25 protein-coding genes are annotated in these 26,369 nt (G+C 50.6%); all 25 read right to left on the bottom strand.

The window, feature by feature from the left end; translation table 11 throughout:
* Nucleotides 1–840 precede the first annotated feature (840 nt).
* On the bottom strand, nt 841–2,244 hold the full coding sequence (argH, locus tag ACTHPM_RS18390; RefSeq protein WP_440396310.1) for an argininosuccinate lyase: 1,404 nt from the start codon (nt 2,242–2,244) through the stop codon (nt 841–843).
* Nucleotides 2,245–2,344: 100 nt separating this feature from the next.
* The gene (locus tag ACTHPM_RS18385) at nt 2,345–3,577 is read right to left on the bottom strand and encodes an argininosuccinate synthase (RefSeq protein ID WP_440396311.1); all 1,233 of its coding nucleotides are present in this window, start codon (nt 3,575–3,577) and stop codon (nt 2,345–2,347) included.
* A gap of 300 nt (nt 3,578–3,877) precedes the next feature.
* Nucleotides 3,878–4,834, bottom strand: coding sequence for an ornithine carbamoyltransferase (gene argF, locus ACTHPM_RS18380; protein ID WP_440396312.1), 957 nt, complete (start codon nt 4,832–4,834; stop codon nt 3,878–3,880).
* A 34-nt stretch (nt 4,835–4,868) separates the two neighbouring features.
* Complete coding sequence (locus ACTHPM_RS18375; protein WP_440396313.1) at nt 4,869–6,068, bottom strand: acetylornithine transaminase; 1,200 nt, start codon at nt 6,066–6,068, stop codon at nt 4,869–4,871.
* A gap of 276 nt (nt 6,069–6,344) precedes the next feature.
* Nucleotides 6,345–7,112, bottom strand: a complete 768-nt coding sequence (gene argB / locus ACTHPM_RS18370) for an acetylglutamate kinase (RefSeq protein WP_440396803.1) — start codon at nt 7,110–7,112, stop codon at nt 6,345–6,347.
* 96 nt (nt 7,113–7,208) lie between these two features.
* A complete protein-coding gene (argJ, locus tag ACTHPM_RS18365; RefSeq protein ID WP_440396314.1) occupies nt 7,209–8,435 on the bottom strand; it encodes a bifunctional glutamate N-acetyltransferase/amino-acid acetyltransferase ArgJ in 1,227 nt (408 codons plus the stop codon).
* Nucleotides 8,436–8,455: 20 nt separating this feature from the next.
* Nucleotides 8,456–9,523 (bottom strand): N-acetyl-gamma-glutamyl-phosphate reductase, encoded by a 1,068-nt coding sequence (gene argC, locus ACTHPM_RS18360; RefSeq protein ID WP_440396315.1) that lies wholly within the window; start codon nt 9,521–9,523, stop codon nt 8,456–8,458.
* Nucleotides 9,524–9,744: 221 nt separating this feature from the next.
* Nucleotides 9,745–10,638: a YitT family protein gene (locus ACTHPM_RS18355; RefSeq protein WP_440396316.1), complete on the bottom strand. Its 894-nt coding sequence runs from the start codon at nt 10,636–10,638 to the stop codon at nt 9,745–9,747.
* A gap of 156 nt (nt 10,639–10,794) precedes the next feature.
* Nucleotides 10,795–11,908 (bottom strand): peptide chain release factor 2 gene (gene prfB / locus ACTHPM_RS18350; RefSeq protein WP_440396317.1). Its coding sequence is split into 2 segments (ribosomal slippage): nt 10,795–11,835 and nt 11,837–11,908, totalling 1,113 coding nucleotides; the frame shifts between segments, so codons are not numbered across the junction.
* A 243-nt stretch (nt 11,909–12,151) separates the two neighbouring features.
* Complete coding sequence (gene secA, locus ACTHPM_RS18345) at nt 12,152–14,656, bottom strand: preprotein translocase subunit SecA (RefSeq protein ID WP_440396318.1); 2,505 nt, start codon at nt 14,654–14,656, stop codon at nt 12,152–12,154.
* A 453-nt stretch (nt 14,657–15,109) separates the two neighbouring features.
* Nucleotides 15,110–15,685 carry a ribosome hibernation-promoting factor, HPF/YfiA family gene (gene hpf / locus ACTHPM_RS18340; RefSeq protein ID WP_440396319.1) on the bottom strand — a complete coding sequence of 192 codons (576 nt, stop codon included), beginning with the start codon at nt 15,683–15,685 and terminating at the stop codon, nt 15,110–15,112.
* Between the two features lie 319 nt (nt 15,686–16,004).
* Nucleotides 16,005–16,202, bottom strand: coding sequence for a cold shock domain-containing protein (locus ACTHPM_RS18335; RefSeq protein WP_094094426.1), 198 nt, complete (start codon nt 16,200–16,202; stop codon nt 16,005–16,007).
* 319 nt (nt 16,203–16,521) lie between these two features.
* Nucleotides 16,522–16,857, bottom strand: coding sequence for a hypothetical protein (locus ACTHPM_RS18330; RefSeq protein ID WP_440396320.1), 336 nt, complete (start codon nt 16,855–16,857; stop codon nt 16,522–16,524).
* Nucleotides 16,850–17,248, bottom strand: a complete 399-nt coding sequence (gene fliS, locus ACTHPM_RS18325; protein ID WP_440396321.1) for a flagellar export chaperone FliS — start codon at nt 17,246–17,248, stop codon at nt 16,850–16,852. The genes ACTHPM_RS18330 and fliS overlap by 8 nt, the downstream gene beginning before the upstream one ends.
* 29 nt (nt 17,249–17,277) lie before the next feature.
* Entirely contained in the window at nt 17,278–18,780 is a 1,503-nt protein-coding gene (fliD, locus tag ACTHPM_RS18320; RefSeq protein ID WP_440396804.1) for a flagellar filament capping protein FliD, read from the bottom strand.
* A 21-nt stretch (nt 18,781–18,801) separates the two neighbouring features.
* Nucleotides 18,802–19,194 (bottom strand): flagellar protein FlaG, encoded by a 393-nt coding sequence (locus ACTHPM_RS18315; RefSeq protein WP_440396322.1) that lies wholly within the window; start codon nt 19,192–19,194, stop codon nt 18,802–18,804.
* A 270-nt stretch (nt 19,195–19,464) separates the two neighbouring features.
* Nucleotides 19,465–20,703 (bottom strand): flagellin N-terminal helical domain-containing protein, encoded by a 1,239-nt coding sequence (locus ACTHPM_RS18310; protein WP_440396323.1) that lies wholly within the window; start codon nt 20,701–20,703, stop codon nt 19,465–19,467.
* A 152-nt stretch (nt 20,704–20,855) separates the two neighbouring features.
* A complete protein-coding gene (gene csrA, locus ACTHPM_RS18305; protein ID WP_440396324.1) occupies nt 20,856–21,098 on the bottom strand; it encodes a carbon storage regulator CsrA in 243 nt (80 codons plus the stop codon).
* 2 nt (nt 21,099–21,100) lie between these two features.
* A complete protein-coding gene (gene fliW, locus ACTHPM_RS18300) occupies nt 21,101–21,550 on the bottom strand; it encodes a flagellar assembly protein FliW (RefSeq protein WP_440396325.1) in 450 nt (149 codons plus the stop codon).
* Between the two features lie 85 nt (nt 21,551–21,635).
* Nucleotides 21,636–22,199, bottom strand: a complete 564-nt coding sequence (locus ACTHPM_RS18295) for a DUF6470 family protein (RefSeq protein WP_440396326.1) — start codon at nt 22,197–22,199, stop codon at nt 21,636–21,638.
* A 16-nt stretch (nt 22,200–22,215) separates the two neighbouring features.
* The gene (gene flgL / locus ACTHPM_RS18290) at nt 22,216–23,169 is read right to left on the bottom strand and encodes a flagellar hook-associated protein FlgL (protein WP_440396327.1); all 954 of its coding nucleotides are present in this window, start codon (nt 23,167–23,169) and stop codon (nt 22,216–22,218) included.
* A gap of 23 nt (nt 23,170–23,192) precedes the next feature.
* Complete coding sequence (flgK, locus tag ACTHPM_RS18285; protein ID WP_440396328.1) at nt 23,193–24,755, bottom strand: flagellar hook-associated protein FlgK; 1,563 nt, start codon at nt 24,753–24,755, stop codon at nt 23,193–23,195.
* Between the two features lie 60 nt (nt 24,756–24,815).
* Complete coding sequence (locus tag ACTHPM_RS18280; protein WP_440396329.1) at nt 24,816–25,316, bottom strand: flagellar protein FlgN; 501 nt, start codon at nt 25,314–25,316, stop codon at nt 24,816–24,818.
* Nucleotides 25,317–25,326: 10 nt separating this feature from the next.
* Nucleotides 25,327–25,611: a flagellar biosynthesis anti-sigma factor FlgM gene (flgM, locus tag ACTHPM_RS18275; RefSeq protein WP_440396330.1), complete on the bottom strand. Its 285-nt coding sequence runs from the start codon at nt 25,609–25,611 to the stop codon at nt 25,327–25,329.
* 291 nt (nt 25,612–25,902) lie between these two features.
* Complete coding sequence (locus ACTHPM_RS18270) at nt 25,903–26,313, bottom strand: TIGR03826 family flagellar region protein (RefSeq protein WP_440396331.1); 411 nt, start codon at nt 26,311–26,313, stop codon at nt 25,903–25,905.
* Nucleotides 26,314–26,369 lie beyond the last annotated feature (56 nt).

Here is a 26,369-nt window from a genome sequence, read left to right as displayed (position 1 = left end):
GGCGGCCCGTGACGCATCATGTACTCGGTTTTTCGCATACATTTGCCTCGGGGGCGGCTCGTGCTGCGTCATATATGAAAAATTTCGCATACATTGTGCTCTGGTGCCGTCCGTGCCGCACCATGTATTCGATTTTTCGCATACATTTGGCTCAAGGGCGGCCCGTGACGCATCATGTACTCGGTTTTTCGCATACATTTGCCTCGGGGGCGGCTCGTGCTGCGTCATATATGCAAAATTTCGCATACATTGTGCTCTGGTGCCGTCCGTGCAGCCTCATGTATTCGATTTTTCGCATACATTTGGCTCGGGTGCCTTCTGTGCCGCGTCATGTATTTGATTTTTCACATACATTTGGCTCGGGGGCGGCCCGCGACGCGTTATGTACTCGGTTTTTCGCATACATTGCCTCAATGGCCGTCCGTGCCGCACCATATACTCGATTTTTCGCATACATTTGGCTGGGGTGACGTCCTCGGCGCACGTGTATTCGGTTTTTCGCATACATACGCCTCGATTGCGCCCTCGTAGCATCAAGTATTCGAAATTTCGCATATATTTGGCTCGGGGGCTACCCGTGACGCGTTATGTACTCGATTTTTCGCATACATTTGGCTCGGGGGCCGCCTGATCGCATCATATACTCGATTTTCCGCATACATTTGGCTCGGGGGCGGCCCGCAACGCGTTATGTACTCGGTTTTTCGCATACATTGTACTCGATTGACTCGTGTAACATCTACGCCGCGTTATGTATTCGGTTTTTCACATACATTTTCAGAACGATGACACTCAAAAAGCCGATCCCACCGGAAACCGGGGGATCGGCTTTCAACGTTATTATTGATGCTCTTCCAGCCACTGCTCAGTCAAACGCATCAGAACTTCGCTGCGCTTGATCGCGTCACCTACCTGGTCCGTTGCCGTGCCGCCGTAGACGTTACGGGCGTTAACCACGGTCTCCGGCTGCAGGACTTCATAGATCGCGTCGTCAAAGAGGTCCGAGAACTGCTTGAACTCCTCCATGGTGAGGTCGAGGAGATACTTGCCGTTCTGGATGCAGTAGAGCACCGTTTTGCCGATGACCTCATGCGCCTGGCGGAACGGAAGTCCCTTGCCGACGAGGAAGTCGGCGATATCCGTCGCGTTCGAGAAGTCCTTGTTCACGGCTTCGCGCATGCGCGATTTGTTCACCTTCATCGTGGCAATCATCGGAGCGAACAGCTGCAGAGCGCCTTCGAGCGTCGCGACGGTGTCGAACATGCCCTCTTTGTCCTCCTGCATGTCCTTGTTGTAAGCCAGCGGCAGCGACTTCAGCACGGTAAGCAGGCCCATCAGATTGCCGTAGACGCGGCCTGTTTTGCCGCGGACAAGCTCCGGCACGTCCGGGTTCTTCTTCTGCGGCATGATGCTGCTGCCGGTGCAGAAGGCATCGTCCAGCTCGATGAAGTTGAACTCGGTGCTGCTCCACAGCACGAGCTCCTCGGACAAGCGGGACAGGTGCATCATGATGATCGACGCATGGGACAGAAATTCCAGGATAAAGTCGCGGTCGCTGACGGCATCCAGGCTGTTCTCGTAGACGCGGTCGAACTGAAGCTGCTCTGCAACGAAATGACGGTCGATCGGGAACGTCGTCCCGGCCAGCGCCCCTGCGCCGAGCGGCAGCACATTGATGCGCTTGTAGCTGTCCATCAGGCGCTCAATGTCGCGCTGGAACATCGATACATAGGCCATCAGGTGATGGGCGAACAGAATCGGCTGCGCACGCTGCAGATGCGTGTATCCAGGCACGATCGTATCCAAGTTATCCCGTGCTTGTACCACCAATGCTTTTTGCAGCTCATGCAGCATACCCGACAGATCCACTACGCGCTTGCGCAGGTACAAGTGCATGTCGGTAGCCACCTGGTCGTTCCGGCTGCGTCCCGTGTGCAGCTTTCCGCCGACCGGGCCAACCTCGGCGATCAGGTTCTTTTCCACGTTCATATGGATGTCTTCATCCGATACCGAGAACTCAATCTCGCCTTTGCGGATTTTATCCAGCACCTTGTTCAGGCCCGCTTTGATGACTTCCACGTCCTCCTGCGGCACGATCCCGCATTTGCCCAGCATGGTGACGTGCGCCAGGCTTCCCTGGATATCCTCCTCGGCCAATGCCTGGTCAAAACCGATCGACGCGGTATATTCATCCACCAAATGGTTGGTCTGCTTCGTGAAGCGTCCTCCCCACAGTTTACTCACTTTATGTTCTCCCCTCTCTGATACGGCAGAGGGCCGCCCCTTCTCCCCCGGAAAAGGAACGGCCGTCCCTGCCTTGCCGCGTTATGCGGTCTAATTCGGATTATTGATTCTGTTCTACACCGGTGCCGACTTTCAGACGAAGCGCATTCAGGCGGATAAAGCCCGTTGCATCCCCTTGATCGTACGCTTGCGTCGGATCCGCTTCCATGGTCGCAATTTCCGGATTGTACAAGCTTACCGGACTCTTCACGCCTGCGGCGATGATGTTGCCTTTGTACAGCTTCACGCGCACGGTACCCGTCACGTTCTTCTGGCTTTCCGTTACCAGTGCCTGCACAGCCAGACGTTCCGGCGCGAACCAGAAGCCGTTATACACAAGCGTGCTGTAGCGCGTAATCAGGCTGTCGCGGAGGTTCATGACTTCGCGGTCCATCGTGATGGATTCCATTTTGCGGTGAGCGGTGAACAGAATCGTGCCGCCCGGCGTTTCGTACACGCCGCGGCTCTTCATGCCGACGAAGCGGTTCTCCACCATGTCAACGCGTCCGATGCCATGCTTGCCGCCAAGCTCGTTCAGCTTTTCCATCACCTGCAGCGGATTCAGCTTCTCGCCGTTCAGCGCCACGCAGTTGCCCTGCGCGAACTCCAGATCGAGATATTCCGCTTCGTCCGGAGCATCCTCAGGAGAGTTGCTCAGCAGGAACATGTCTTTGTTCTCCGGTGCGCTTGCATCGAACCAAGGGTCCTCCAGCACGCCGCTTTCGTAGCTGATATGCAGCAGGTTGCGGTCCATGGAGTACGGCTTGGCCGCGGATGCGGTTACCGGGATGCCATGCTTCTCGGCAAATGCGATCATTTCGGCGCGTCCCGGGAAGTCATTGCGGAAGCTTTCGAGGCGCCATGGCGCGATTACGTTAATGTCCGGAGCCAGCGCGGCTACACCCAGCTCAAAACGGACCTGGTCATTGCCTTTGCCGGTTGCCCCGTGGGCAATCGCCGTAGCGCCTTCCGCGCGGGCGATCTCGACCATGCGCTTCGCGATCAGCGGACGCGCAATGCTGGTGCCGAGCAGGTACTGGCCTTCATACAGCGCACCCGCCTGGAACATTGGATAGATGAAGTCCTTCGCGAATTCGTCGCGCAGGTCGTCGATGTAGACTTTGGATGCGCCTGTAGCCAACGCTTTGGCTTCAAGGCCGTCGAGTTCTTCCTTCTGGCCGATGTCGGCTGTGAAAGCGATGATTTCGGCGTCGTAGGTTTCTTTGAGCCATTTGAGGATGATGGATGTGTCCAGCCCGCCGGAGTAGGCGAGCACGATTTTTTCTTTTGCCATGAGTAAACTTCCTTTCTTGTACGCTTCGTTATTCAATTATATCCCATTTGGGATCTGAGGTTTTGAAAATAATTCTTTGCTCAAGCACCGACTTCTGCGGATAAGCCATGAATCAGGTGGCGCATGCCCGTGTGATCGCTCCAGGCACGTAACGTTCCGGTAGATGCTTCGGGCTCGCGCAGCTGCTTCGAGAACGAAGCATTCTGGCGAACTTCATGCAGGTATGGCCGCTCCAGGTACGGAACGATCTTCGATCGGTGTTGTCCCTAAATTTCCAAATTAACCTAATCAAACCTTGCCCTACCCCATCAGCGCGGCCATCAAAGCCTTCTGCGCGTGCAGACGGTTCTCGGCCTGATCGAAGATGACGGAATTCTTGCCGTCGATCACACCCGCGCTCACTTCTTCCCCGCGGTGCGCCGGCAGGCAGTGCATGAACAGGTAGTCGCTCTTCGCATGCTTCGCGAGCTCTTCGTCGACTTGGTAGTCTTTGAATGCAGCCTCGCGGATTTTTTGCTCTTCCTCAAAGCCCATGCTCGCCCATACGTCCGTATAGATGGCGTCGGCATCCTTCACAGCTTCCTGCGGGCTGCGCGTCACAACGATTTCGGCGCCGGTTTCTTTAGCGATCTCGCGGCTCTGCTTCACGACCTCCGGATCCGGCTCATAGCCCTCCGGACTCGCGATCGATACATGCACGCCAAGCTTCGCTCCGCCGATCATGAGGGAATGCGCCATGTTGTTGCCGTCGCCGATGTAAGCGAGCTTCAGGCCCTTCAGGGTGCCTTTATGTTCAAGAATCGTCTGGTAATCGGCCAGCACCTGGCACGGATGCGCCAGATCGCTAAGTCCGTTGATGACCGGTACAGAGGCGTACTTGGCCAAGTCCACCACATTCTGATGTCCGAACGTCCGGATCATGATGCCGTCCAGATAACGGGACAGCACCTGCGCGGTATCGCTGATGATCTCGCCGCGTCCGAGCTGGATATCGTTCTTGCTCAAAAAGAGTGCGTGCGCGCCGAGCTGGAACGCTCCGACTTCAAAGGAAACGCGCGTGCGGGTAGAGGATTTTTCAAAAATCAGTCCGATCGTCTTGCCTTTCAGCGGCTGGTATACCTCGCCGTTCTTTTGCTTGCGCTTCAGTTCGATGGCAAGATTCAGCAAATACTGAATCTCCTCGGTTGTATAGTCATCCAGTTCCAGCAGGTCCCGTCCTTTCAGGTTCACATGCTGCAGCTGTTCGGTTTGTGTCATGGGTGTTCCTCCTTTTGTATCCCTATTTGATCTCTTAGTCTTTCTTTACCGCTGTATGTTCATGGATCACGTCAGCGATGATGCTCACCGCTTGATCGATTTCTTCTTTGGTTACGTACAGGTTCGGCAGCAGCCGGATCACGTTCGGTCCTGCGCTGATGAAGAGCAGGCCGCGCTTCTGAGCTTCAAGGATCAGATCGTTGACCGGCTCGGCGCATTCGATGCCCACCAGCAGACCCAAGCTGCGAATCGCTTGCACATGCGGATTGCCGCTGAGTTTGTCCGTGAGCTGTTCCTTCAGGTACGCCCCCATCTCGGCAGCACGCTGCGGAAGCTGATCCTCCAGCATCGTTTCGACGGTTGCGATCAAGGCGGCCGTTGCGATCGGCGTACCGCCGAAGGTCGAACCGTGGCTGCCCGCGCTGAATGCCTCCCGCAGGTAGGCTTTACCTAGCATGGCTCCCATCGGGAAGCCGCTGGCGATGCCTTTGGCCAAGGTGAAAATATCCGGCTCGATGCCGTAATGCTCATGCGCGAACATTTTGCCTGTACGGCCCATGCCAGTCTGCACCTCATCGATGATAAGCAGCAGCCCGTGCTCTTCGCACAGCGCTTTTACGGCCTGGACAAAATCAGCCTCGACCGGCAGCACGCCGCCTTCAGCCAATACCAGCTCCATCATGATGGCAGCGGTTTTGTCGTTAATGGATGCTTTTAACGTCTCCAGATCATGGAGCGGCACGCTCTTGAAGCCCGCAGGCAGCGGCAGGAATCCGTCCTTCACCTTATCCTGACCTGTCGCGGTCAGTGTCGCCAGCGTCCGTCCATGGAAAGATTGAACGAAGGTGATGATTTCGAAGCGCCCGTTGTTTTTGATCTTTTGGTGATAACGGCGCGCCAGCTTGATTGCCGCTTCGTTGGCTTCGGCGCCGCTGTTGCTGAAGAACACCGCATCCGCGCAGCTGTTCGCCGTCAGCAGCGAGGCGGCCTTTTCCTGATTCGGAATCTGGAACAGATTCGAAACATGCCACAGCTCATCGAGCTGACTTTTGAGCTTTGCCGTAACCTTCTCGGGCGCATGGCCCAGATTAGTCACCGCAATACCGCTCATGAAATCGAGGTATTTGTTGCCTTGATCGTCCCATAGCCAGCTGCCTTTGCCTTTAACCAAACTGATCGGATATCTCGCATACGTAGGAAACAGCGAGCTGGACTGCCCTGCCGGGTTGCTCATTGAAAATCACTCCTGTCATTCGAATTATTCATTACCGCACTAACCTATGGCCGCTCTAGTTACGGATCATTCTTCCGATTGCTGCCCTCCTCCAAATTTTGAATTATCCCTTCATGGGCAAAATTCGGAGTCAAAGCACTTGCTTTCGAAGCGAGCTTTCCTACGAAAAGCTCGTAGGCGAACGCTATCGCTTCTTCAGAATGATTACGCCCCCTACGCTACTCACACGTTATTAATCAATGTTGAAAAGTCCCAACATCTCGTTTTTTTGGTTTTCTACCTTACGATCCTCGTCCCGATTGTCTCACCTTGCAGCACGCGGCTCAGCACTCCCGGCTCGCTGCCGTTCACGATGACCACTTCCTGCACATCGCCCTGGATGCAGCTGACCGCCGCCTTCACCTTCGGGATCATGCCGCCGTAAATGTCGCCGCTCCCGATCATGTCCTCGATCTGCTGTACGGTCACCACAGGCAAAACCTGCTTAGTACCCTCAATCTCCTTCATGATGCCCGGAACGTCCGTTACGACGATCATCCGGTCCGTGCCCAGATGTGAAGCTACCGCGCCCGCTGCCGTGTCGGCGTTGATGTTGTATCGTTGGCCACTTGCGTCCACGCCTACCGGTGCAATGACCGGCATATATCCCATGTCGTTGATGCCCTGAATAATATCCGACTGCACATGCGTCACGTCGCCGACCCAGCCTACCTCAGCGCTATTCGCTACAGGCTGCGCCTGGATGAGGGCCCCGTCCACGCCGGAGATGCCCAGCGCCTTGCCCCCGCTCTGCTGAATCCGTCTGACGATCTGCTTGTTGATGCTGCCCGCCAGCACCATCTCCACCACATCCAGCACAGCTTCGGTCGTCCGCCTCAAACCGTTCACGAATTCCGTTTCGATGCCGAGCTTCTCCAAATTCTCTGAGATGGCCGGACCGCCGCCATGGACGATGACGGGCTGAATACCGGAGGCCTGCAGCTGCTTCAAATCCTCGAAAAAGGAATCCGGCAAAGCCGCCAGCGTACTTCCGCCGCATTTCATGACAAAGCTTTGCCGGCTGGATGTCTCGTTAGCCTCGTACTGCTTTTGATCTTCCGCTGTTTTCACAGAGTTCTCTCCTTCTCCCGTTTCGTCTCCTTACGTCCGGTATGCCGCATTGATGCGCACATAATCATAGGTCAAGTCACAGCCCCAAGCCGTCGCTTTGCCTTCTCCATGATGGAGATCCACGATGATGCGGACGGTGTCGCCTTTCAGATACTTTAAAGCTTCATCCTCATCAAATGCGACAGGCCGAGAGCCTTCCAGCACCGAAATATCGCCGATATGAATATCGACAGTCTCCGGATTTACCGGTTCGCCTGCGCGCCCCACAGCCGCAATAATCCGTCCCCAGTTTGCATCTGCGCCGAATACGGCCGACTTCACCAGACTCGAGCCGATAACCGTCTTGGCAATCGCCTGTGCAGATACGTCGCTCACCGCTCCGTTCACGCTCACCTCGACCAGCTTCGTTGCCCCTTCCCCGTCACGGGCAATAGCTTGAGCCAAAACCTGGCAAACATGGTTGAAGCCTTCAGCAAAAGCTTCCCAATCCGGATGGGACGGGTTCAGGGCTTCATTGCCCGCCAGCCCGCTGGCCATCGTAATCAGCATATCGTTCGTACTGGTGTCTCCGTCTACGGTGATCATATTAAACGTCTTATCCGTCGTCTGCCGTAAAAGCCGCTGCAGCACGTCAGCCTCAATGACCGCATCGGTCGTCATAAAAGCGAGCATCGTCGCCATGTTCGGATGAATCATGCCTGAGCCTTTCGCAGCCCCGGCGATGGTCACTTCCTTGCCGTTCACGGCAACCGAAACGCAGGCTTCCTTTTTCACAAGATCCGTGGTGAGAATGGCCTGCGAGAAGTCCTCCGCACCGGAGGATTCCGGGGTTATACGCTGCGGTAGTCCTGCGATGCCAGCCATTACGCGATCCATCTTGAGCAGCTCTCCGATCACGCCCGTGGATGCCACAGCCACGTCCTGGACGGCAACGCCGAGCTGCTGCGCGGCTTCCGCCCGCATCGCATATGCATCGTCTTCGCCCTGCTGGCCCGTGCAGGCATTCGCGTTGCCGCTGTTCACGACAACGGCCTGGAGAACGCCGTTCTGCAGGCTCTCCCGCGTTACCTTGAGCGGAGCCGCTTGAAACACGTTCGTCGTGTACACGGCCGCTGCCACGGCGGGCACGTCACATCGAATGGCGCCGATATCATGGCGCTCGGTTTTTTTCAGGCCGCAGTGCAATCCGCCTGCGGAAAAGCCTTTTGGCGTTATAATCGAACCGCCTTGTACGACGGTGTATTTTTCATGTCCCATAATGTTGTTCATCCCGCACGTTACGGATACACCGGTGTGTAGCCAAGTCCGAGATTCTCCTCCCATCCCATCATCAGATTCAGGTTCTGTATCGCTTGACCTGCCGCGCCTTTGACAACATTGTCGATGACCGAAATGATCGTCACGCGTCCTGTACGCTCATCCGCCGCAAAGCCGATGTCACAGTAATTGGATCCATAGACCTCTTTGGTTGCCGGCCAGATTCCTTTATCCCGTACACGCACGAACTGGCGGTCCTTGTAATACTGCCGGTACAGCTCCACAAAATCCTCGTCATTGTAGACGCCGTTCATCTGGGCATACATCGTGCTCATAATGCCACGCGTCATCGGAACGAGCTGCGTTGTGAAGGTTACCGTGACCGGCTCTCCGCTCACCTGTCCGAGCACCTGCTCGATTTCCGGGATGTGCTGATGCTTATTCACCTTGTAGGCTTTGAAATTCTCGTTGATTTCCGAATAATGCGAAGTCAGGCTGGTGCCCCGGCCCGAGCCGGATACACCGGATTTGGCATCAATGATGATGCTTTTCGGGTCAATCCACCCGGCACTGATGGCCGGTATCAGGCCAAGCAGCGTCGCCGTCGGATAGCAGCCGGGATTGGAGATGAAATCGACATCCACAACTTCCTCGCCAAAAATCTCGCACAAGCCGTATACGGCTTTTTCAAGATCGCTCTGCTGCGGGGCGGGATGCTTATACCACTTCTCGTACGTGCTTCCATCCTTGATCCGGTAGTCTCCCGACAAATCGATCACCTTCAGGCCTGCTTCAAGCAGTCCCGGCACCAGCTTCGAGCTCACGCCCGATGGCGTTGCCGTGAAGACAACATCTGCCTTTCCCGCGATTTCCGCGGCATCGACGCCGTCCAAGTTTTGCACGATAATATCCGTTAAATGCGGAAAACCCGCAGAAATCGGCGTTCCCGCGCTTGAGGACGAAATCACCGACGTGATCTCCGCAAACGGATGAGCCTGCAGCAGGCGGATCAATTCCACCCCACCGTATCCTGTCGAGCCGACAATTGCAATCCTGATCTTACCCGTTTCCCCATGTATTCCTGGCATCCCCACATTCCCCTCTCTATCACCTGACTTGCATCTCTCTGAATAAATATGTATTATTATACGACTGTATTTATATAAATACAACCGTTTCGCACGAATTGTGCCTTGTCCTATAAGGGAATTTCCGCTCACTGAGAGTTCACCACTCCAATATGTAACAAAAAAAAGAGACACCCCGGCTCTCAAACCACAGCCGTTTATGTCTCTTTTCGGATTCCCTCTTAAAATCCTCCTAATTTAAACCCTTCGCCAAGCACCTCATGCGTATTGCTGATAATAACAAAAGCTTCCGGGTCTACCGTTCGCACCAGCGTCTTCAGGCGCGTCGTTTCGTTTTGGCCGATGACCACCATCAGCACGATCCGGTTGTCCCCCGTATATCCGCCTTCGGCATTCAATTTGGTAAGTCCCCGATCCAGGTCATGCAGTACGGCTGCTGAGATTGCTTCCGTATGATTGGAAATGATGTACGCCACTTTGGATTGGTTAAAGCCGAGTTCGACCGTGTCGATGACTTTTGCGGTGACGTAGAGCCCAACCAGCGCGTACAGCGCTTTTTCCAAGGATAAGGTGGTGGCAGCCAGCAGAATGACGCTTCCGTCCAGCAGGACGACACAGAGCGAGAAGCTGAGTCCGCTGTACTTCTGGATTACCTGGGCAAGTGTCGTAAGACCGCCGGTCGACCCTCTGCCGCGATATACGATGCCGATGCCAAGTCCTACCGCAATTCCTCCATAAATAGAAGCAAGCAGCGGGTTGTCCGTAGGCAGCGGCCAATCCTTGGTGAGATAGACGAACAGCGGCAGAATCACACTGCCAAGCAAAGAGCGTATACCGTAATTTTTACCGAGCAGGAACACGCCCAGGAAAAAGAGCGGGATGTTCAGCGCCCACTGCGTAAACGCTGGCTCCAGCTTAAACCAGGCCTCAGCCAGCACCGAAATCCCCGAGACACCGCCGGAGGCGATGCCATGAGGCAGAAAGAACAGATTAAAACCTAAAGCAATGATTAAGGAACCTATAACGATAAGAGCGGTATCCACCACATGGCGGAGTGGCCCTGTCGGGGGAATCATAGGGGCCTTGCGGCGGCTTGACGTTGCAGCTTGTGACATACTTCTTATTCTCTCCTTGATATGCATGATGTTGTTTTGTCGCTTCTGGCTGGATGCTCATGTATCCCCAAATGTGCCGGACGCCAAAAATTCCCACAGCGCGATGCAGAATGAACTTTCGTTCAATCTATATAGCGTGTAGGAATTTCATGGGTTTTATTCGGTATCCACTTTAATTTGGCTGCGCAAATAGCCATCGATGAAAGGATCCAGGTCCCCGTCCATCACAGCACCGACATTGCCGGTTTCCACTGAGGTACGGTGGTCCTTTACCATACTATAGGGATGGAACACGTAGGAGCGAATCTGGCTGCCCCATGCAATATCCGACTGTTCCCCTCGGATTTCATCCAGTTCTTTTTGCTGCTCTTCAATTTTACGCTCATACAGCTTGGAACGCAGCATCGTCATGGCTTGCTCGCGGTTTTTGATCTGTGAGCGTTCGTTCTGACAGGTAACCACGATGCCGGTTGGCAAGTGGGTAATCCGCACGGCGGAATCCGTCGTATTGATGTGCTGTCCGCCTGCGCCGCTGGCCCGGTAGGTGTCGATCTTCAAATCTTCCGTCCGAATTTCCACCTCGGCATCTTCCGTAATCTCCGGTACGACGTCGCAAGAGACGAATGAAGTATGTCTCCGCCCTGATGAGTCAAAAGGCGAGATCCGTACCAGCCGGTGCACACCTTTCTCGGCTTTCAGGTAACCGTACGCGTTAAAGCCTTTAATCAAAAGCGTCACGCTCTTAATGCCCGCTTCATCCCCAGGCAGGTAATCCAGGACTTCGACCTTGAAGCCCCGTTTCTCGGCCCAGCGGGTATACATCCGAAGCAGCATCTGACCCCAGTCCTGAGACTCCGTGCCGCCAGCGCCCGGATGAAGTTCCAGAATGGCGTTCAATTTATCGTAAGGCTGATTCAGGAGCAGGTCGAGTTCGAAATCCTCCAGCTTCTTCTTCAGTCCTGTGACGGATTCGGCTATTTCACCAAAAAGCGACTCGTCGCCTTCTTCATCAGCCAACTCCGCCATCATGGAGGCATCATCATATTCCTGCTGCAGTTTCTCGTATTTGTCCACGGAAGACTTCACCGCGTTCATTTCCGCAATCACGCCCTGCGCCTTCTCGTTATCATCCCAAAAGTCCGGTGCGGACATTTTCTCTTCAAAGTTAGAAATCATTTCCTGCTTGAGATCTAAGTCAAAGAGACCCCCTAAGATTGGTTAGTTTCGTTGCGATTTCTCGCAAATCATGCTTGATGGATGGATCGATCATGAACTTTCCCTCACCTCTTTATCGACATAGACTCCCTTAAATCAGGGAACTCGGCGGATGAAGCCCATTTCGCTGCCGAGAGCCTTGAATTCAAGGGAGTCTCACTTCCGCCCCTTACGGGTAACGGCTTATATTCTTACAGCTGCCCGATTGCAATCGGATGCTGTATTATGCATTGGATTCCTTATCAAACGGACCAAGGCTTATTATATCTTCGCTTTGGTTCAATCTATTCAGCGAGGGCTATTCCTGACCGTGGCAGTGCTTATATTTTTTGCCGCTACCGCAAGGACAAGGATCGTTGCGTCCGATTTGATCGCCGACGTGAACCGGCTTCTTCTCGGTAGGCTCACCGTTCGTGGTGACCTTACTTTCCTCAATCACCGCTTGGCGTTCCTGGTTCGCTTCGATATGTGCCTTCATCACGTAGGTAGCCACTTCTTCTTGAATGCTGGCCGTCATCGCGTTGAACATTTCAAAGCCCTCGAACTGGTATTCACGAAGCGGATCGGTACCGCCGTATGCACGAAGGTGGATACCTTGACGAAGCTGATCCATCGCGTCAATGTGGTCCATCCACTTGCTGTCGACGGAGCGAAGCACGATAACCTTCTCGAACTCGCGCACGAGCTCGGAGCCGATTTTTTCTTCGCGCTCATCGTATTTTGCTTTGACTTTATCGAAGATGTACTCTTGCATGTCCGGAACTTCTTTGCCCCAGAGATCGTCGCGTGTCACAGCGCCTTCGTCCAGCAGCTTGCTGTTGACGTAATCGGCAACCTCTTGAACTTCCCAGTTCTCCGGAATTTCGTCGGAGCAGTGCACTTCGACCACGCGGTCGATGACCGGCTTGATCATTTCCATGACGATATCCTTGATGTTCTCGGATTCCAGAATTTCGCGGCGCTGCTTGTAGATAATCTCGCGCTGCTGGTTCATGACGTCGTCATATTGGAGAACGACTTTACGTAGATCAAAGTTGTTGCCTTCAACGCGTTTTTGCGCGGATTCGATCGCGCGGGTAATCATTTTGCTCTCGATCGGCTGATCTTCCTCAAACCCAAGACGGTCCATCATGTTCAGCACGTTGTCCGCACCGAAACGTTTCATCAGCTCATCGCCCAGGGACAGGTAGAACTGCGTGGAGCCCGGGTCGCCTTGGCGTCCCGCACGACCGCGAAGCTGGTTATCGATCCGGCGCGATTCATGGCGCTCTGTACCGATGATATGCAATCCGCCGAGATCAGACACGCCGTCGCCCAGCAAAATATCCGTACCGCGGCCCGCCATGTTGGTGGCGATCGTTACGGTGCCCGGCTGACCGGCACGGGAGATGATTTCGGCTTCTTCGGCATGGTACTTGGCGTTCAGTACCTGGTGCTTAACGCCTTTGCGCTTCAGCATTTCCGAGATCAGCTCGGAGTTCTCGATGGATACTGTACCAACCAGAACCGGCTGGTTCTTCTTGTGGCGTTCCACGATTTCTTCGACAACCGCCTTGAACTTGCCGTTCTCGCTCTTGTAAACCACGTCCGGCATATCCACGCGCTGGTTCGGTTTATTCGTCGGAACCTGGAGCACTTCCAGTCCGTAGATTTTCTTGAATTCTTCTTCCTCGGTCTTGGCCGTACCGGTCATGCCCGCAAGCTTGCGGTACATCCGGAAGTAGTTCTGGAACGTAATTGTTGCGAGCGTCATGCTCTCGTTCTGAACCTCGATGCCTTCCTTCGCCTCAATCGCTTGGTGCAAGCCATCGCTGTAACGGCGTCCGGCCATCAGGCGGCCCGTAAATTCGTCAACGATGACGACTTCGTCCTCGGTAACGACGTAATCCACGTCCCGGCGCATAATGACATTAGCCTTCAGAGCCTGAACGATATGGTGGTTCAGCGTTACATGCGCATGGTCATACAGGTTCTCGATCCCAAAAGCGCGTTCCGCTTTGGCCACGCCCTTTTCGGTGAGCGCAACGGATTTGACTTTGATATCGACCGTGTAATCCTCTTCCGCCTGCAGCGTCTTCACGAAACGGTCTGCCACGTAGTAGAGCTGCGTCGACTTCTGGGCTTGTCCGGAAATGATCAGCGGCGTACGGGCTTCATCGACCAGGATGGAGTCCACTTCATCAATCGTACAGAAGTACAGCGGACGCTGAACCATCTGTTCTTTATACAGCACCATGTTGTCACGGAGGTAGTCAAAACCGAACTCGTTGTTCGTACCGTACGTAATGTCGCAGGCATAAGCTGCTTGTTTATCCGCATGGTCCATGCCGTTCAGGTTGACCCCGACCGTCATGCCCAGGAATTCATAAATTTGGCCCATTTCCTGGCTGTCGCGCTGTGCAAGGTAATCGTTGACCGTGACCACATGCACACCTTGGCCCAGGAGAGCGTTCAGGTATACCGGAAGCGTACCGACGAGGGTTTTACCTTCACCGGTCTTCATCTCTGCAATACGGCCCTCGTGAAGCGCCATACCGCCGATCAGCTGCACGTCATAGTGTCTTTTACCAAGAACACGCTTGGACGCCTCACGGACGGTCGCAAATGCTTCAGGAAGCAGATCGTCGAGAGTTTCGCCTTTTTCGATGCGCGCACGGAATTCATCCGTCTTGGCTTTCAACTGCTCATCGGTGAGCTTGGTGAACTCCGGTTCTATTTTGTTAATTTGATCGACCGTCTTCATCAGACGCTTGATATCGCGATCATTCACGTCGCCAAATATTTTTTTAACAAGTCCTAGCATGGTTAACCCCTTTCACGCAAAACAAATGGTTAATTTAACTTCAAGAAATCAAGGGTTATGTTCAAAATGAAAACGGTCCCTGTGCGATCCAACCTCACAGACACGTGCTGGATGATAGGATTCGCGAAGAACCGATTCATACAGAAATGTGGGAGATCTGTTGAATGACAATGCGCCGGACCAGGCGAACCTTTTCCGGACAAATCATTATAGTTGAAGTTAACTTGTAACAATGTACATATTAAATCCTTGAAAATGGCGTTTGCATAAATTGTAACAGTTTGTAAGTGAAGCCGCAACAGTGCGAGTGACAATGCGCACGCGGTTTTTGGCCCTATATTCTATATACGTAAGAAGAGCCCTATCCGTTGCAGGATATGAGCTCTTTTTTTGATCATTTAGCCATTAATTTTTACATAATCATGAAAATTGTACCTTCAGAGTGAAGCCTGCTTAATACGAATCGGTTTCTGTTTGCTCGATCAAGCCGTACTTGCCGTCATTCCGTTTGTAAACAACGCTCACTTCCTGAGTATCAATGTTAGAGAATACAAAGAAATTATGTCCTACCATGTTCATCTGCAAAATGGCCTCTTCCACATCCATCGGTTTGAACGTGAAGCGTTTGGTGCGGACCACTTCGAGATCATCATGTTCTTCCTCCGTCTGCTCAGCCGTGACCAGGCCTGCGGCGGCTTCATCCGTGAAGAGTGTCTTCAGGCTGCCTTCCTGACGGAACTTGCGGTTCAATTTCGTTTTGTGTTTGCGGATCTGGCGTTCCAACTTGTCCACAACGGCATCAATCGATGCGTACATATCATCGCTGCGGTCCTCTGCCCGAAGCATAACGCCTGGGAGCGGAATCGTCACCTCCACGGTGTGCAAACCTCGGACGACACCAAGTGTTACATATCCTTCTGAGGTAGGGGGTGCATCAAAATACTTTTCAAGTCTGCTGAGTTTCTTGTCAACATAGTCTTTCAAAGCATCAGTCACATCGATTTGTTGACCTCGAATACTAAAATTCATAGGGCACTCCTCCTTTGCAGTTCCATTATATCACAATTGTTAACCCTAAGTAAAAAGGCATTTCTGTGTACTGTATCAAGAGTGAAAGCCTTTACTTATTTCGCTTCCCGCTGAAGGGGAGGTATGAATTTTTAACCGTTGTGGGGGAAATGAAACAGGGGAAAGACATATGGGGAATTTTAGGGTTGGTGCATTGTTCGGAAGGATAAGTGGATGATGAAAGGCACAAAAAAAACCCCGGATTCCTCCGGGGTTCTAGCTACGTTATTCATTGTTTAACCATCAAACCGTTTATGTAGGTCGGCTTAATGCCGGATGATTACAATTTGATTACGTTAGCTGCTTGTGGTCCACGTGCGCCTTCAACGATGTCGAATTCTACGTCTTGACCTTCTTCCAAAGTCTTGAAGCCTTCGGATTGGATCGCGGAGAAGTGTACGAATACGTCGCCACCCTCAGAAGTCTCGATGAAACCGTATCCTTTTTCTGCGTTGAACCATTTAACTTTTCCTTGCATGCACAAACATTCCCTTCGTCATCAAATAAAGTGTGACTTACGTCTACATTCCTGAATATACCACCCGGGCTTATCCATTGTCAATTGGAAAGGTAAGTGGTTTAATTCAATAATTTAACATTAAAATTGCTGAATTAGGATTTTGAACGCAAGTGAACTTTTAACTAACAAGTATACTTAAACGAAAACAATGGTGGTGAAACAGACAGAAGACCAGTTATTTATGCAGACTTCTTAGTTTTAATTATCGCTATTGTTAACGATTTAAAACAAAAGAAGACTATGAAATAGACTCATAGCCTTGAAGTGGAGTATATATTCAGTTTCTTTTATCCATTAAGAAGCTATCCGGTGTGTAAGCAGCTTCGTAGGCATTCCGCTGCATTTTGGCCTGTCCGCGATTCTGAAGCCACTCCGCTGCTTCGACTTTCAAAGACGACATTTTATTCAAAATCACGGCATCGAACTGAATCACCTTCCGAAGCCGTTCCTCTTGAGCCTGAGTATAAGGAGATTGCTGCTTTAAAAGATTGATTTCATCGATCAGGTGCTGGCGTTCCTCTACAAAAGCTGACAGATCGTCGGAGGAGATAAATTGAAGCTGGGCTGCGACGGACTCCGTCAGTTCTTCCAGTCGGGTAATGATACTATCCATTCATAATCTCCTGGCTTTGGCCTCCGACGGCTAGCTTAGCCGCTTGAGCGAAGGTTTCCCGAAGATCCGTCAGATAACCAAGTGCCTCTTCAGCAGGCTGTACGTTCTTCTTGATGTTCGACTGGATGAGAAGATAATTAATATATTCATAAAGGGGTGCCAAACCTGCAGATACCTCGTAAGATCTGTCCAGTGAGGAAAGAAGTTCGTTAACGATACTTTGCGCTTTGCCCAGATTCGTGTTTGCCTGCTGTAAGTCCTGTTTTTGCAGACCGTTCATTCCAGCTCGAACGAACCGGATCGCGCCATCAAACAGCATGAGGAGCAGTTGTCCCGGTGTTGATGTTTGGACGGATGACTGACGATATTTTTCATAAGGAGATGTAATCATTAAGCCTTCACCCTTTATTCATGGAATTATTATTGTGACGAGTTTCCAAAGAGACTGGACGACTGGGATTGTAGCCTGTTCATAGCTGTTTCCATGGCGGAAAATTGCTTATAATACCGGGTTTCAATATCTTGAAGTCGCTTCTGCAAATCCTCGATACGCTGGTTATAATCTTTAAGTTGCTTTCCCATCGAGCTCTCGGTCTTGAATGGACTCGTTAAGCTGCCATCAAATTTGCTTGTACCCGCTTTATCCGAGAGGTTAGTCATAGCCTTATCCATAACGACTTGGAGTTTATCAAAGAGACCGTTTGAAGGTGCAGAGACGGGGCCCTGAAACATATCCACGATTGATTGCGGATCTTTTTCGAGCGCTTCTTTCAACTTGGTCTCATCCAAGTATAGTTTACCACCCTCGTAATATTCACCCATCGTTATTCCACTTGCATTCAATTGACCGGCAAACTCGGAAGTTAACATTCGCATTTCGCTCACGGCTGTCTTAAGCATGCCATCATTTCTAAGCATTCCGCTCTTGGCTTTTTCTTCCCAGTTCTTAATGTCATTTTCTTTCATTTCGCTTTTTTGGTCATCAGAAAGAGGGACGAAATCCCGGTAGCGGGTTTCATTAACCTTTGTATTGAGTGTACTAATCAAATCATTATAATCGTTAATAAAAGCTTTGATTGTTTCCAGAGCTTTCGTCGGATCATTTTGAGTGGTAATTTTGGATGGGCCGTTGGAACCTGATTCAGCCAGGAGCGTGACCTGCACTCCATTAATCGTAAAGTTGTTGCTGCTGAATTCATTGTATATAGGGTTTCCGTTTTCTTGGGCCCCGTTAAAATTGACTAATGCATTGGATCCTATGAATGAACTCTTACCTGGATCGGTCATTCCGTTAAAAGCTTGAAAAAGTGTGCTGGTCTGAGTGGCATCATCATTTATCTCAAGTTTGGCCTCAGAACCATACTCCTTGGAATAGATATTGAATTGACCCGTGACTTCATCAAACTTAGCAATCGCTTTTGCATCTGGATTTTTATTTATCGTTGAAACAACCTCAGCGATTGACATGGATTTGTCGAACTCATAATCGACACCATTAATATGCAGCTCATATTTAGCTGGAATAACCGCAGCTGGATCTGCTAATCGTGCAGCCTCCTGTAAAGTTGTGGTCAATTTCGCTCCATAACCCGTTCCCTTTGTGGTAATTGCGGCTTGGGTTGCAAGTTGTTTAACGCTAATCTCCATAGGTACAGCGTTAGCATTCGCAGTGGCCTCAACCTTTACCGCGTCCGTATTTCCGGAAACAACTGATTTGTAGCTATTCATGGCTGCGGACATTCCGCTAGTTTTTAATTTGGAATTAAACCCAAAGAATTTGCTGTTCATTTCTCGATAATTGTCTCGCTGCCATTCAAGAATTTGTTTCTGCTGGTTTAGCTTATTAAGCGGTTCTCTTCTGGCTGTCATCAGGGATTTAACCATGCTGTCAACATCCATCCCGGAGAAGCCATTTATACGCATCGGTGCCACTAAGACCCCCCCTTAAATTTTCTGATCTACAAATATTCCTGCAAGTTCCATCATTTTCGCTACCAAATCCAATGTTCTTTCAGGAGGCACTTCACGGATGACCTCCCCGGTCTCCTTATTCATTACTTTGACCATGATTTCATGCGTCTTATCGTGAATGCTTATATCCAACGTAGTTTGAGGGCCTTGCAGCGATTTTACTGCCCGGTCAACAGCTCTAATCAGTTGTTCCTCACCGACGGAAATAGAACCACCTTGATTCTCGAGCCTTCGTAAATCATCTATGGACCGGATAACTCCATTCGATTCAGTCATTTCATTGGAAGTCTCTGCTGCTTGTTTATGAACTGCATTCTGACTGACTTGAGATGACGTACTTGCCGTAAGTGAAAATTGTACATTCATCTACTTAATCCTCCGACAATTATATTTATTATATATATCGGTTCATTTTCATTTTCTGTTTAGAGTTGGAACCAAAAAGAAAAGGCCATAAATAATACGGCTAAATATTGCAGCTTCCTAGCTGTAATTATTAGCTTGAGCTAAAAAGTGTTATATGTAACTTACTATTGTTTTTCCAAGGCCGGTGATTTTGACAGTTCAGAAGATGTGGGACAAAGAAAAAGAGTACCGAGGAATGCCCCCGATACTCTTTGAAGAAAATGAATAATATTAACGAAGCAATTGCAGAACGCCTTGTGGTTGTTGGTTCGCTTGAGCCAACATAGCTTGTGCAGCTTGTGCAAGAATGTTGTTCTTAGTTTGGTTCATCATTTCTTTCGCCATATCAACGTCACGAACACGGGATTCAGCTGCTGTCAGGTTCTCGGAAGATGTGTTCAGGTTGTTGATTGTATGCTCAAGACGGTTTTGAACAGCACCAAGTTTGGAACGTTCTTTGGAAACCTGCTCGATTGCGTTATTTACAGTCGTAATTGTGCCTTGTGCTTTTTCCTTCGTGGAGATGTCAGCACTATTGATTGTAAATTTGCTACCATCTGCAAGTGCAGCTTTGATACCCAAGTCTGCACTATCGATGGTTACTGCTTTACCATTCAACTCAGTGATGCTGCCAGCAGCAAATTTACCTACGATTTGACCATCTTTCAGCAAATCCGTGCCTTTAACTTCATAGTTGCCGGAAGCAAGCTTCGCAGCATCGTCAGCCAAGCCTTGTCTCAACTCAGCTTTACCGCCCTTGATCACGATGGTTGATCCAGCGGCAGGTTCATTTGTAAAGGTGATAGCTGCATTTCCAGCAGCATCGTTAACAACGTTGGCATTTGTTCCGTCAACTGTACCAACAATTGCACCGGATGCGTCTTTAATGTTAGAGCCGTCTACTTTGTATGTTCCGTCTGCAAGGCCTGTCACAGCAACATCAGACTCAACAGTTGCGCTAGCTGTCAAACCAAGAGCAGCAGAGCCCATAGCAGATACAGACAGATCAATTGTTTGGCCTTCGTTAGCACCGATTTGGAACGTTCCTTTGAAAGAACCATTCAACAATTTTTGAGTATTGAACTCTGTAGTAGTGGAGATTCTATCAATCTCTTGAACCAGCTGGTTCATTTCTTCCTGAAGCTCGGAACGGTCAGAGTTCGTGTTCGTGTCACTTCCGGATTGAACTGCCAATTCACGCATACGCTGCAGGATGCTGTGAGTTTCGTTCAATGCACCCTCAGCTGTTTGGATCAAAGAGATACCATCTTGTGCGTTTTTGGAAGCCATATCCAAACCACGGATTTGGCCGCGCATTTTTTCGGAGATTGCCAGGCCGGCAGCGTCATCACCAGCACGGTTGATGCGAAGACCGGAAGACAGTTTCTCGATATTTTTGTTTGTGTTCGTAGTGTTGATAGACAGTTGGCGATGAGTGTTCAAAGCCGCGATATTGTGATTGATAATCATTGGGTATTTCCTCCCTGAAATATAATTAGTTCCACATCCATGTGGTAAACGCTGCCCCATTAAGGTCGGCCGCCCTGCCGAAGCAGCGTCTACATTATATATCGACAGGGTTACCGGCACTTTTTAGTGTTTTTTATTATTTTTTTTATTTTTTAAGATTTATTCTGCGGACCGCGCAAACGTTGGATCAATGCCTCCAGATTGGCGGGAGCAGGCGCCGCGGATTCGCGGTTGCTTTCCTGGATCGAAAGATAGACTTCCTTCCGGAAGATATCAATATGAGGTGGAGCGGAAATACCGACTTTGACTGTGTCTCCCTCAACACTTAAGATAGTCAGCTCGATATGATCCTGGATCACGATGGATTCGCCTTTTTTACGGGAAAGGACCAGCATGATTATTCACCCGCCTTTGCTGAAGACTCGGCGCCATCCTCGGTCCAGAGCGGATGCCGAGTCTGATATGGGGAATAATGCAGGACAATCTGTTTACCTAAACGCTTGTCCGGATTGAATATGACAGGAGCGAGCAGGTTAATGGTCGAATCCTCCAGCTTTTCTTTCAAGGAAATCACGCAGCGTACATCCACATGCTGATCGATCTCCAATTCCTCTGTGTCGGCAGTAGACAGCTCGAATTCGTACTGCGGGTAATATTCGAACGGGTCCGCCAATAAGAAGGCCAGCTCCGCCTCCTTTGTCGATTGCAGGTAATGAAACCTGCCCTGTTCCAGAGAGATGACTGCAAACTCCGTTTCTTCCTCGAAACCCGGAATTCCTTTGGGAAAATGATAGACTTGGCTCTCGTTCACTTCCAGTTCCCCCCAAGAGGATGTTGATATGATCACGGATATTCACTCCCTATATAAGTAATTGAAATAAATAAGACTATAGATGTCGGTCTGCAAGACGCATCTATAGTCTTGGTACGTATTAATGCTTCACATCAAGCTCCGGCGGAATATACTGTACAGAGGCGTATTGCCTCATATAAATATCCAGCTTGCCGCGGTTGTATTCAATCTCCGGTCTTCGCACTTCTACCTGTATATCTATCGATGCTTCGCGAAACCGGATATCCGGCGGACGGGTATCGATCCTTACATCTACATTGTCCATGGATGCCGGCGTCCGAAATTCCGGAAAAGGAACCGGCTGCCAATCCTCTCCGTATATGCTCGCGATCGTATTCCCTTGAATGTGGATGGCCGCCGCCCGGTTACCTTCTTCCACCCGCCTTGCGATTCCCTGCAGGTAAAGCTCCTGTATGCCAGAATAAATACGGGCATTCATGTCGATAAAATTACCCCCAGTAAAAGCTGACCGGGCTCTCGTCTGATCGACATTCAGCTCAGGCTGATATTGGTGAATCTCCAGCTCTGACGGCGTTGTGATCATCTTCACGTCTGCTTTGGGCTGCCGGATCGAATACTGCCCTAAATCGGAATCGATTCCTATTAAAGCCGGCGTTTGGCGAATTTGTAGAATAGGCTGCATTCCGACGCCTCCTATTCTACCTCAGAAAATCAACCAGGGTAGGCTGAATGATCTTGGAACCAGCAGACAACGAAGCGTTATAGATGTTCTCTTGAATTTTAGATTGCATAATCAGGTCTGTATAATCTGCATCTTCCGTCTTCGATTGCAAATCCGTCAAATTGATATTGAGATCGGACAGTCTGCCCTGCATCAGTTCGATCCGGTTCGTCTTGGCACCAAGCTCCGCCCGGGTAGTTAGAATGGTTTCCATACGGCTGTCGATTAGGCTAAGCTGAGAGGATAAGCCCTTAAAGTTGCCATTGCTTAAGCCTTCCGTCAGATTATCAATGATTTTGAAAATGTTATCTGCATCGTTTCCGTTACCGAAGACGGCGTTCCCCGTAAGGTTAATCGGCAGCTGAATGCTGTCACCCACGCTATAATTAATGAGTCCTTTGTCCGTTACCAAGGTGTCGATGCTCGGCCCCACAAGCTGACCGTTTACCATTCCTGATGTGTTCGATGTTCCATCTGCATTCTTCAGAAAATCGTAAGGCTTTTTATCGAATGACTCGCCATTGAAAATATATTTGCCGTTCAGCGTGCTGTTGGCAATGTCAATGAGCTGTTCCTTCAGCTGTCCAATCTCCTGCCTGATGCTGTCGAGGGCGGATTGCGGATTGCTGCCGGTGGATGCCTGCACGGTCAGTTCACGCAGCTTTTGTATGACATCTCCCGTTTGACCCAGCACGGTATCATTATAGTCAAGCCACGACAAGGCGCTGTCCACGTTTTTCGTATATTGCTCATTCGAAGCCAGCTCTCCGCGGTAGCGAAGAGAATACGTGATGCCCACCGGGTCATCCGAAGGTTTATTTAGCTTTCGTCCCGTGGCTAACTGGTTCTGCGTGTTATTCATTTGCAGTGCATTCCGATTTAAATTCAACATTAACTGCGAACTCATCATGTTGGAGGTAACTCTAAGCATGATCTATGCCTCCTTTAATATCCTTATCTTCCGACTACACCTGTAGAGTTGATCAATTTATCAAGAAGCTGATCGAAGGTCGTCATAAAACGGGCCGAAGCGCCGTAAGCATGCTGATACTTGATCAGATTGGACATCTCCTCATCCAGAGAAACGCCACTGACCGACTGACGCTGCGCCTCAACCTGCTGCACGAGCACGTCGGAATTTTGAGTTTGTCTTGCGGCTTCCTGAGCCTGTACCCCCAGTTGACCCACAAGCGAGTTATAGTAGCCATCGATGGTCGTATTCCGCTTCCCATCCACAGACAAGAATCCCGTAAGCTTCATATTCGCCATCAAAAGCGCCATCGTGTTATTTCCTTTGATGACCTTCTCATCCGCACCCGTTCCTTCCGTACGCATCGAGGATGCAATCAGATTCGGGTCCTCGGCGATTTTGGAGTTCAAACGAATGTTACCGGCCGTAATGGGCTCTCCGTCCTTGGAAGATTCGAAGAACGGCAATCCGCCCTTCGTCGTTCCATCCAGCGTATAGCCCAGCTGATGAAGACCGTTCAGGCCTTTGACCGTCACCACCGTATCTTCAGTAACCGTACGGCCGGTAACGCCATTCACCGTAACGCCATCCGGTATTACCGTGCCTTTGGGGAGCGTGATTTGAATATCGCCGTTCGCGAGGGTGTTCGCCAGGTCATTCAGTTGTTTCTGGTAGTCTTTGACGTAGCTTTCACGCGAAGCGATCATACCGTACACTTGGCCGCCCGTCAGATTGCCGGAAGCAAAGGCATCCTCCAGGAAATTCCCCCGATCCGTTGCATCATTGCCGTCCACATCGGCCATCACTTGTGAGCCTTCGACGAGAGAAGTTCCGCCCATCATAATCGTATATCCTTGATTGGTATCGACCACATTGATGTTAATAATCTGGGAGAGCTTGTCCGTCAGTAGATCTCTTTGGTCCCTCAGATCATTCGCTTTATCCCCCAGCCCCTCAATGCGGGTAATGGACTGATTAAGGTTGGCAATTGAGGTCAGATAGTTCTGGATCTCGCTGGCTTTCACGCCAACGTTGGCGGTCAAATCCTGGCTCAATTTATCCAGCTGTCCGCTCATATAATTCATAGCATCCGTCAGAGCAGCGGCATTCTCCTTCACCACTTTACGCGCGGAGGCGCTTTCCGGATCCTTACTAAGGTTCGACCATGAATTCCAGAAGTTATTCAGCACCTTGCTGATCCCTGTCTCCGATGGCTCGTTGAAAATGCCCTGCAGCTTGTCGAGTGTATCCGACTTGATGCTCCAGCTGCCGTTAGCATTGAATTCACTGCGGTATTGTATGTCCAGGAAGCCTTCCCGGATGCGTTCGACGGATTGGTATTCCACACCCGTACCGAGCTGGCCCGGTGCGGTCGAACGAATCATGCCATACGCTTCGATCGGCAGGGAGGCCTGCATTTTCACCGTTTGCCGGGAATAACCTTCCGTGTTGGCATTGGCAATGTTATGGCCTGTCGTATTCAAAGCGGCCGTCTGAGTGAACAGGCTCCGCTTGGCTGTTTCTATAGAATGGAAAGTTGATGTCATTGGTTATCCCCCTCAGTGTTCTGCATGGCGCACTCCCGCTGGCCAGCATGGCCTGATCGCTCAAGCCCTTGAATCAAAAAGACCCGGCCGGCCCATCTGGCTGCCCCGTTCGGACGGGTGCTGGTAGGTTACATCCTGATTCGGTCTGCCTACCATAATGTCTAGCGAAAAATCTATAAATGAAAGAGACTGCTCAATCAGCTTCTGATTCAGGTCGTTCGCCTGCTTCAGCTGGGTCAGCGTGTCCGACAACTGCTTCTGGATTTCCAGCAGCCGCTTCTTGTCCTCGATGTCGAATACAAGCCGCGACAATTCCGTCAGATTCAAATTCAGCTGGGATTTAATGCCGCTCTCCTGCAAAAACTGATACGCGGCGCTCATCCGCTGCTGCTCCAGCTGTTCGATATGCTTCATACCCTTGGTTTCCTGATTCATCAATTGAATGAGCGAATCTACATTGTTATCTACGATGGCTTTCTTCTTCAGCTGCGCTAGCTCCAGCATATTCCTGTGCACTTGATCCAGCTGCTCCAGCAGATGGATTAATGGTTGAACTGACATGCTTATTCACCTAATTCCCCGGAAACTGTTTAAAATAAGGCATGAGCTTCTCGGCAATTTTTCCTGTATCCACATGATACGTACCGGTGGATACCTGCTGTTTCAAATCTGCAATTCTCTTGACTCTTTCCGGATCGGTGCTGCGCTCCTTGGCCTCCAGCATCTCCATCGCCTCCGTGGAAATCGAAACCTCGTCCTTGCGGCGAGCCTGCTTATTCGCTTCCTGCCGCTGGGTTTCCATATTCCGCTTATAAGGATTCACTCCATTAATTCGTCCGGTATCATTGATTTTCATTGCTACACCTTCTTCCATTAATTTAAAAGACGCTTCTGCCTTCACCTGCTTATTCCTAGTTAAGGCGGTCTTATACGCAGCCTGATCAGAAAAACGTCTGTCGGTGTACTTTCATAGAAGATTGACTTCGCATTCGCCAAAATTAGCGCTTGCGAAGACGGCTTTGTTCAGCGTGGGTGAAAGCTTATCCTCTCTACTCTTAAAACGAAAAAACCGATAATCTTTACTAAGTTTATCGGTCATTATTGAAACATTATTAATAGAATTGTATGTTTTTAGTCCAGTAGTCTGTTATTTATGAAATTTATCGACGGCGCGATAGGTTCCTTCTCCCGGTCTTCTAGTTCCCTGATCCTTGTTCGAATCCTCCTGCACGGCATTGGATAACTCTTTCGTCAGGCGAACTCGGCAAGAATCACACATATGGCCCTCGCGAATCAGCGTACCGCATACCTCACAGGGATACATTAAATTGGGAGCGTTCATGACGGAAATACGGCCTTCGCGGATAAACCGGGTAATCTGCTTGATCGAGACCTCGGTAGCTTCAGAAAGCTCCTGAATCGTTGCCCCCTTCTCCTCACGCAAATACTGAACACAGAGTTCGTACTCATGTTCAATATCCTTGATGCAGTTTGGGCACATGTCTCTAAAGTTAGCCGCAAACAATCTGCCGCAGCGAGGACAATTTGCTAGATTCACTATTGACGCCTCCTGTTCATTGTTCAAAAATAACCCTTTAGTATATATGTTAGATT

The sequence above is a fragment of the Paenibacillus sp. SAFN-054 genome (assembly GCF_051966755.1).
Taxonomy (GTDB): Bacteria; Bacillota; Bacilli; order Paenibacillales; family Paenibacillaceae; genus Paenibacillus_AQ.
Note: the sequence above shows the minus strand (reverse complement) of the source record. Positions and strands in the feature narration are given on the sequence as shown.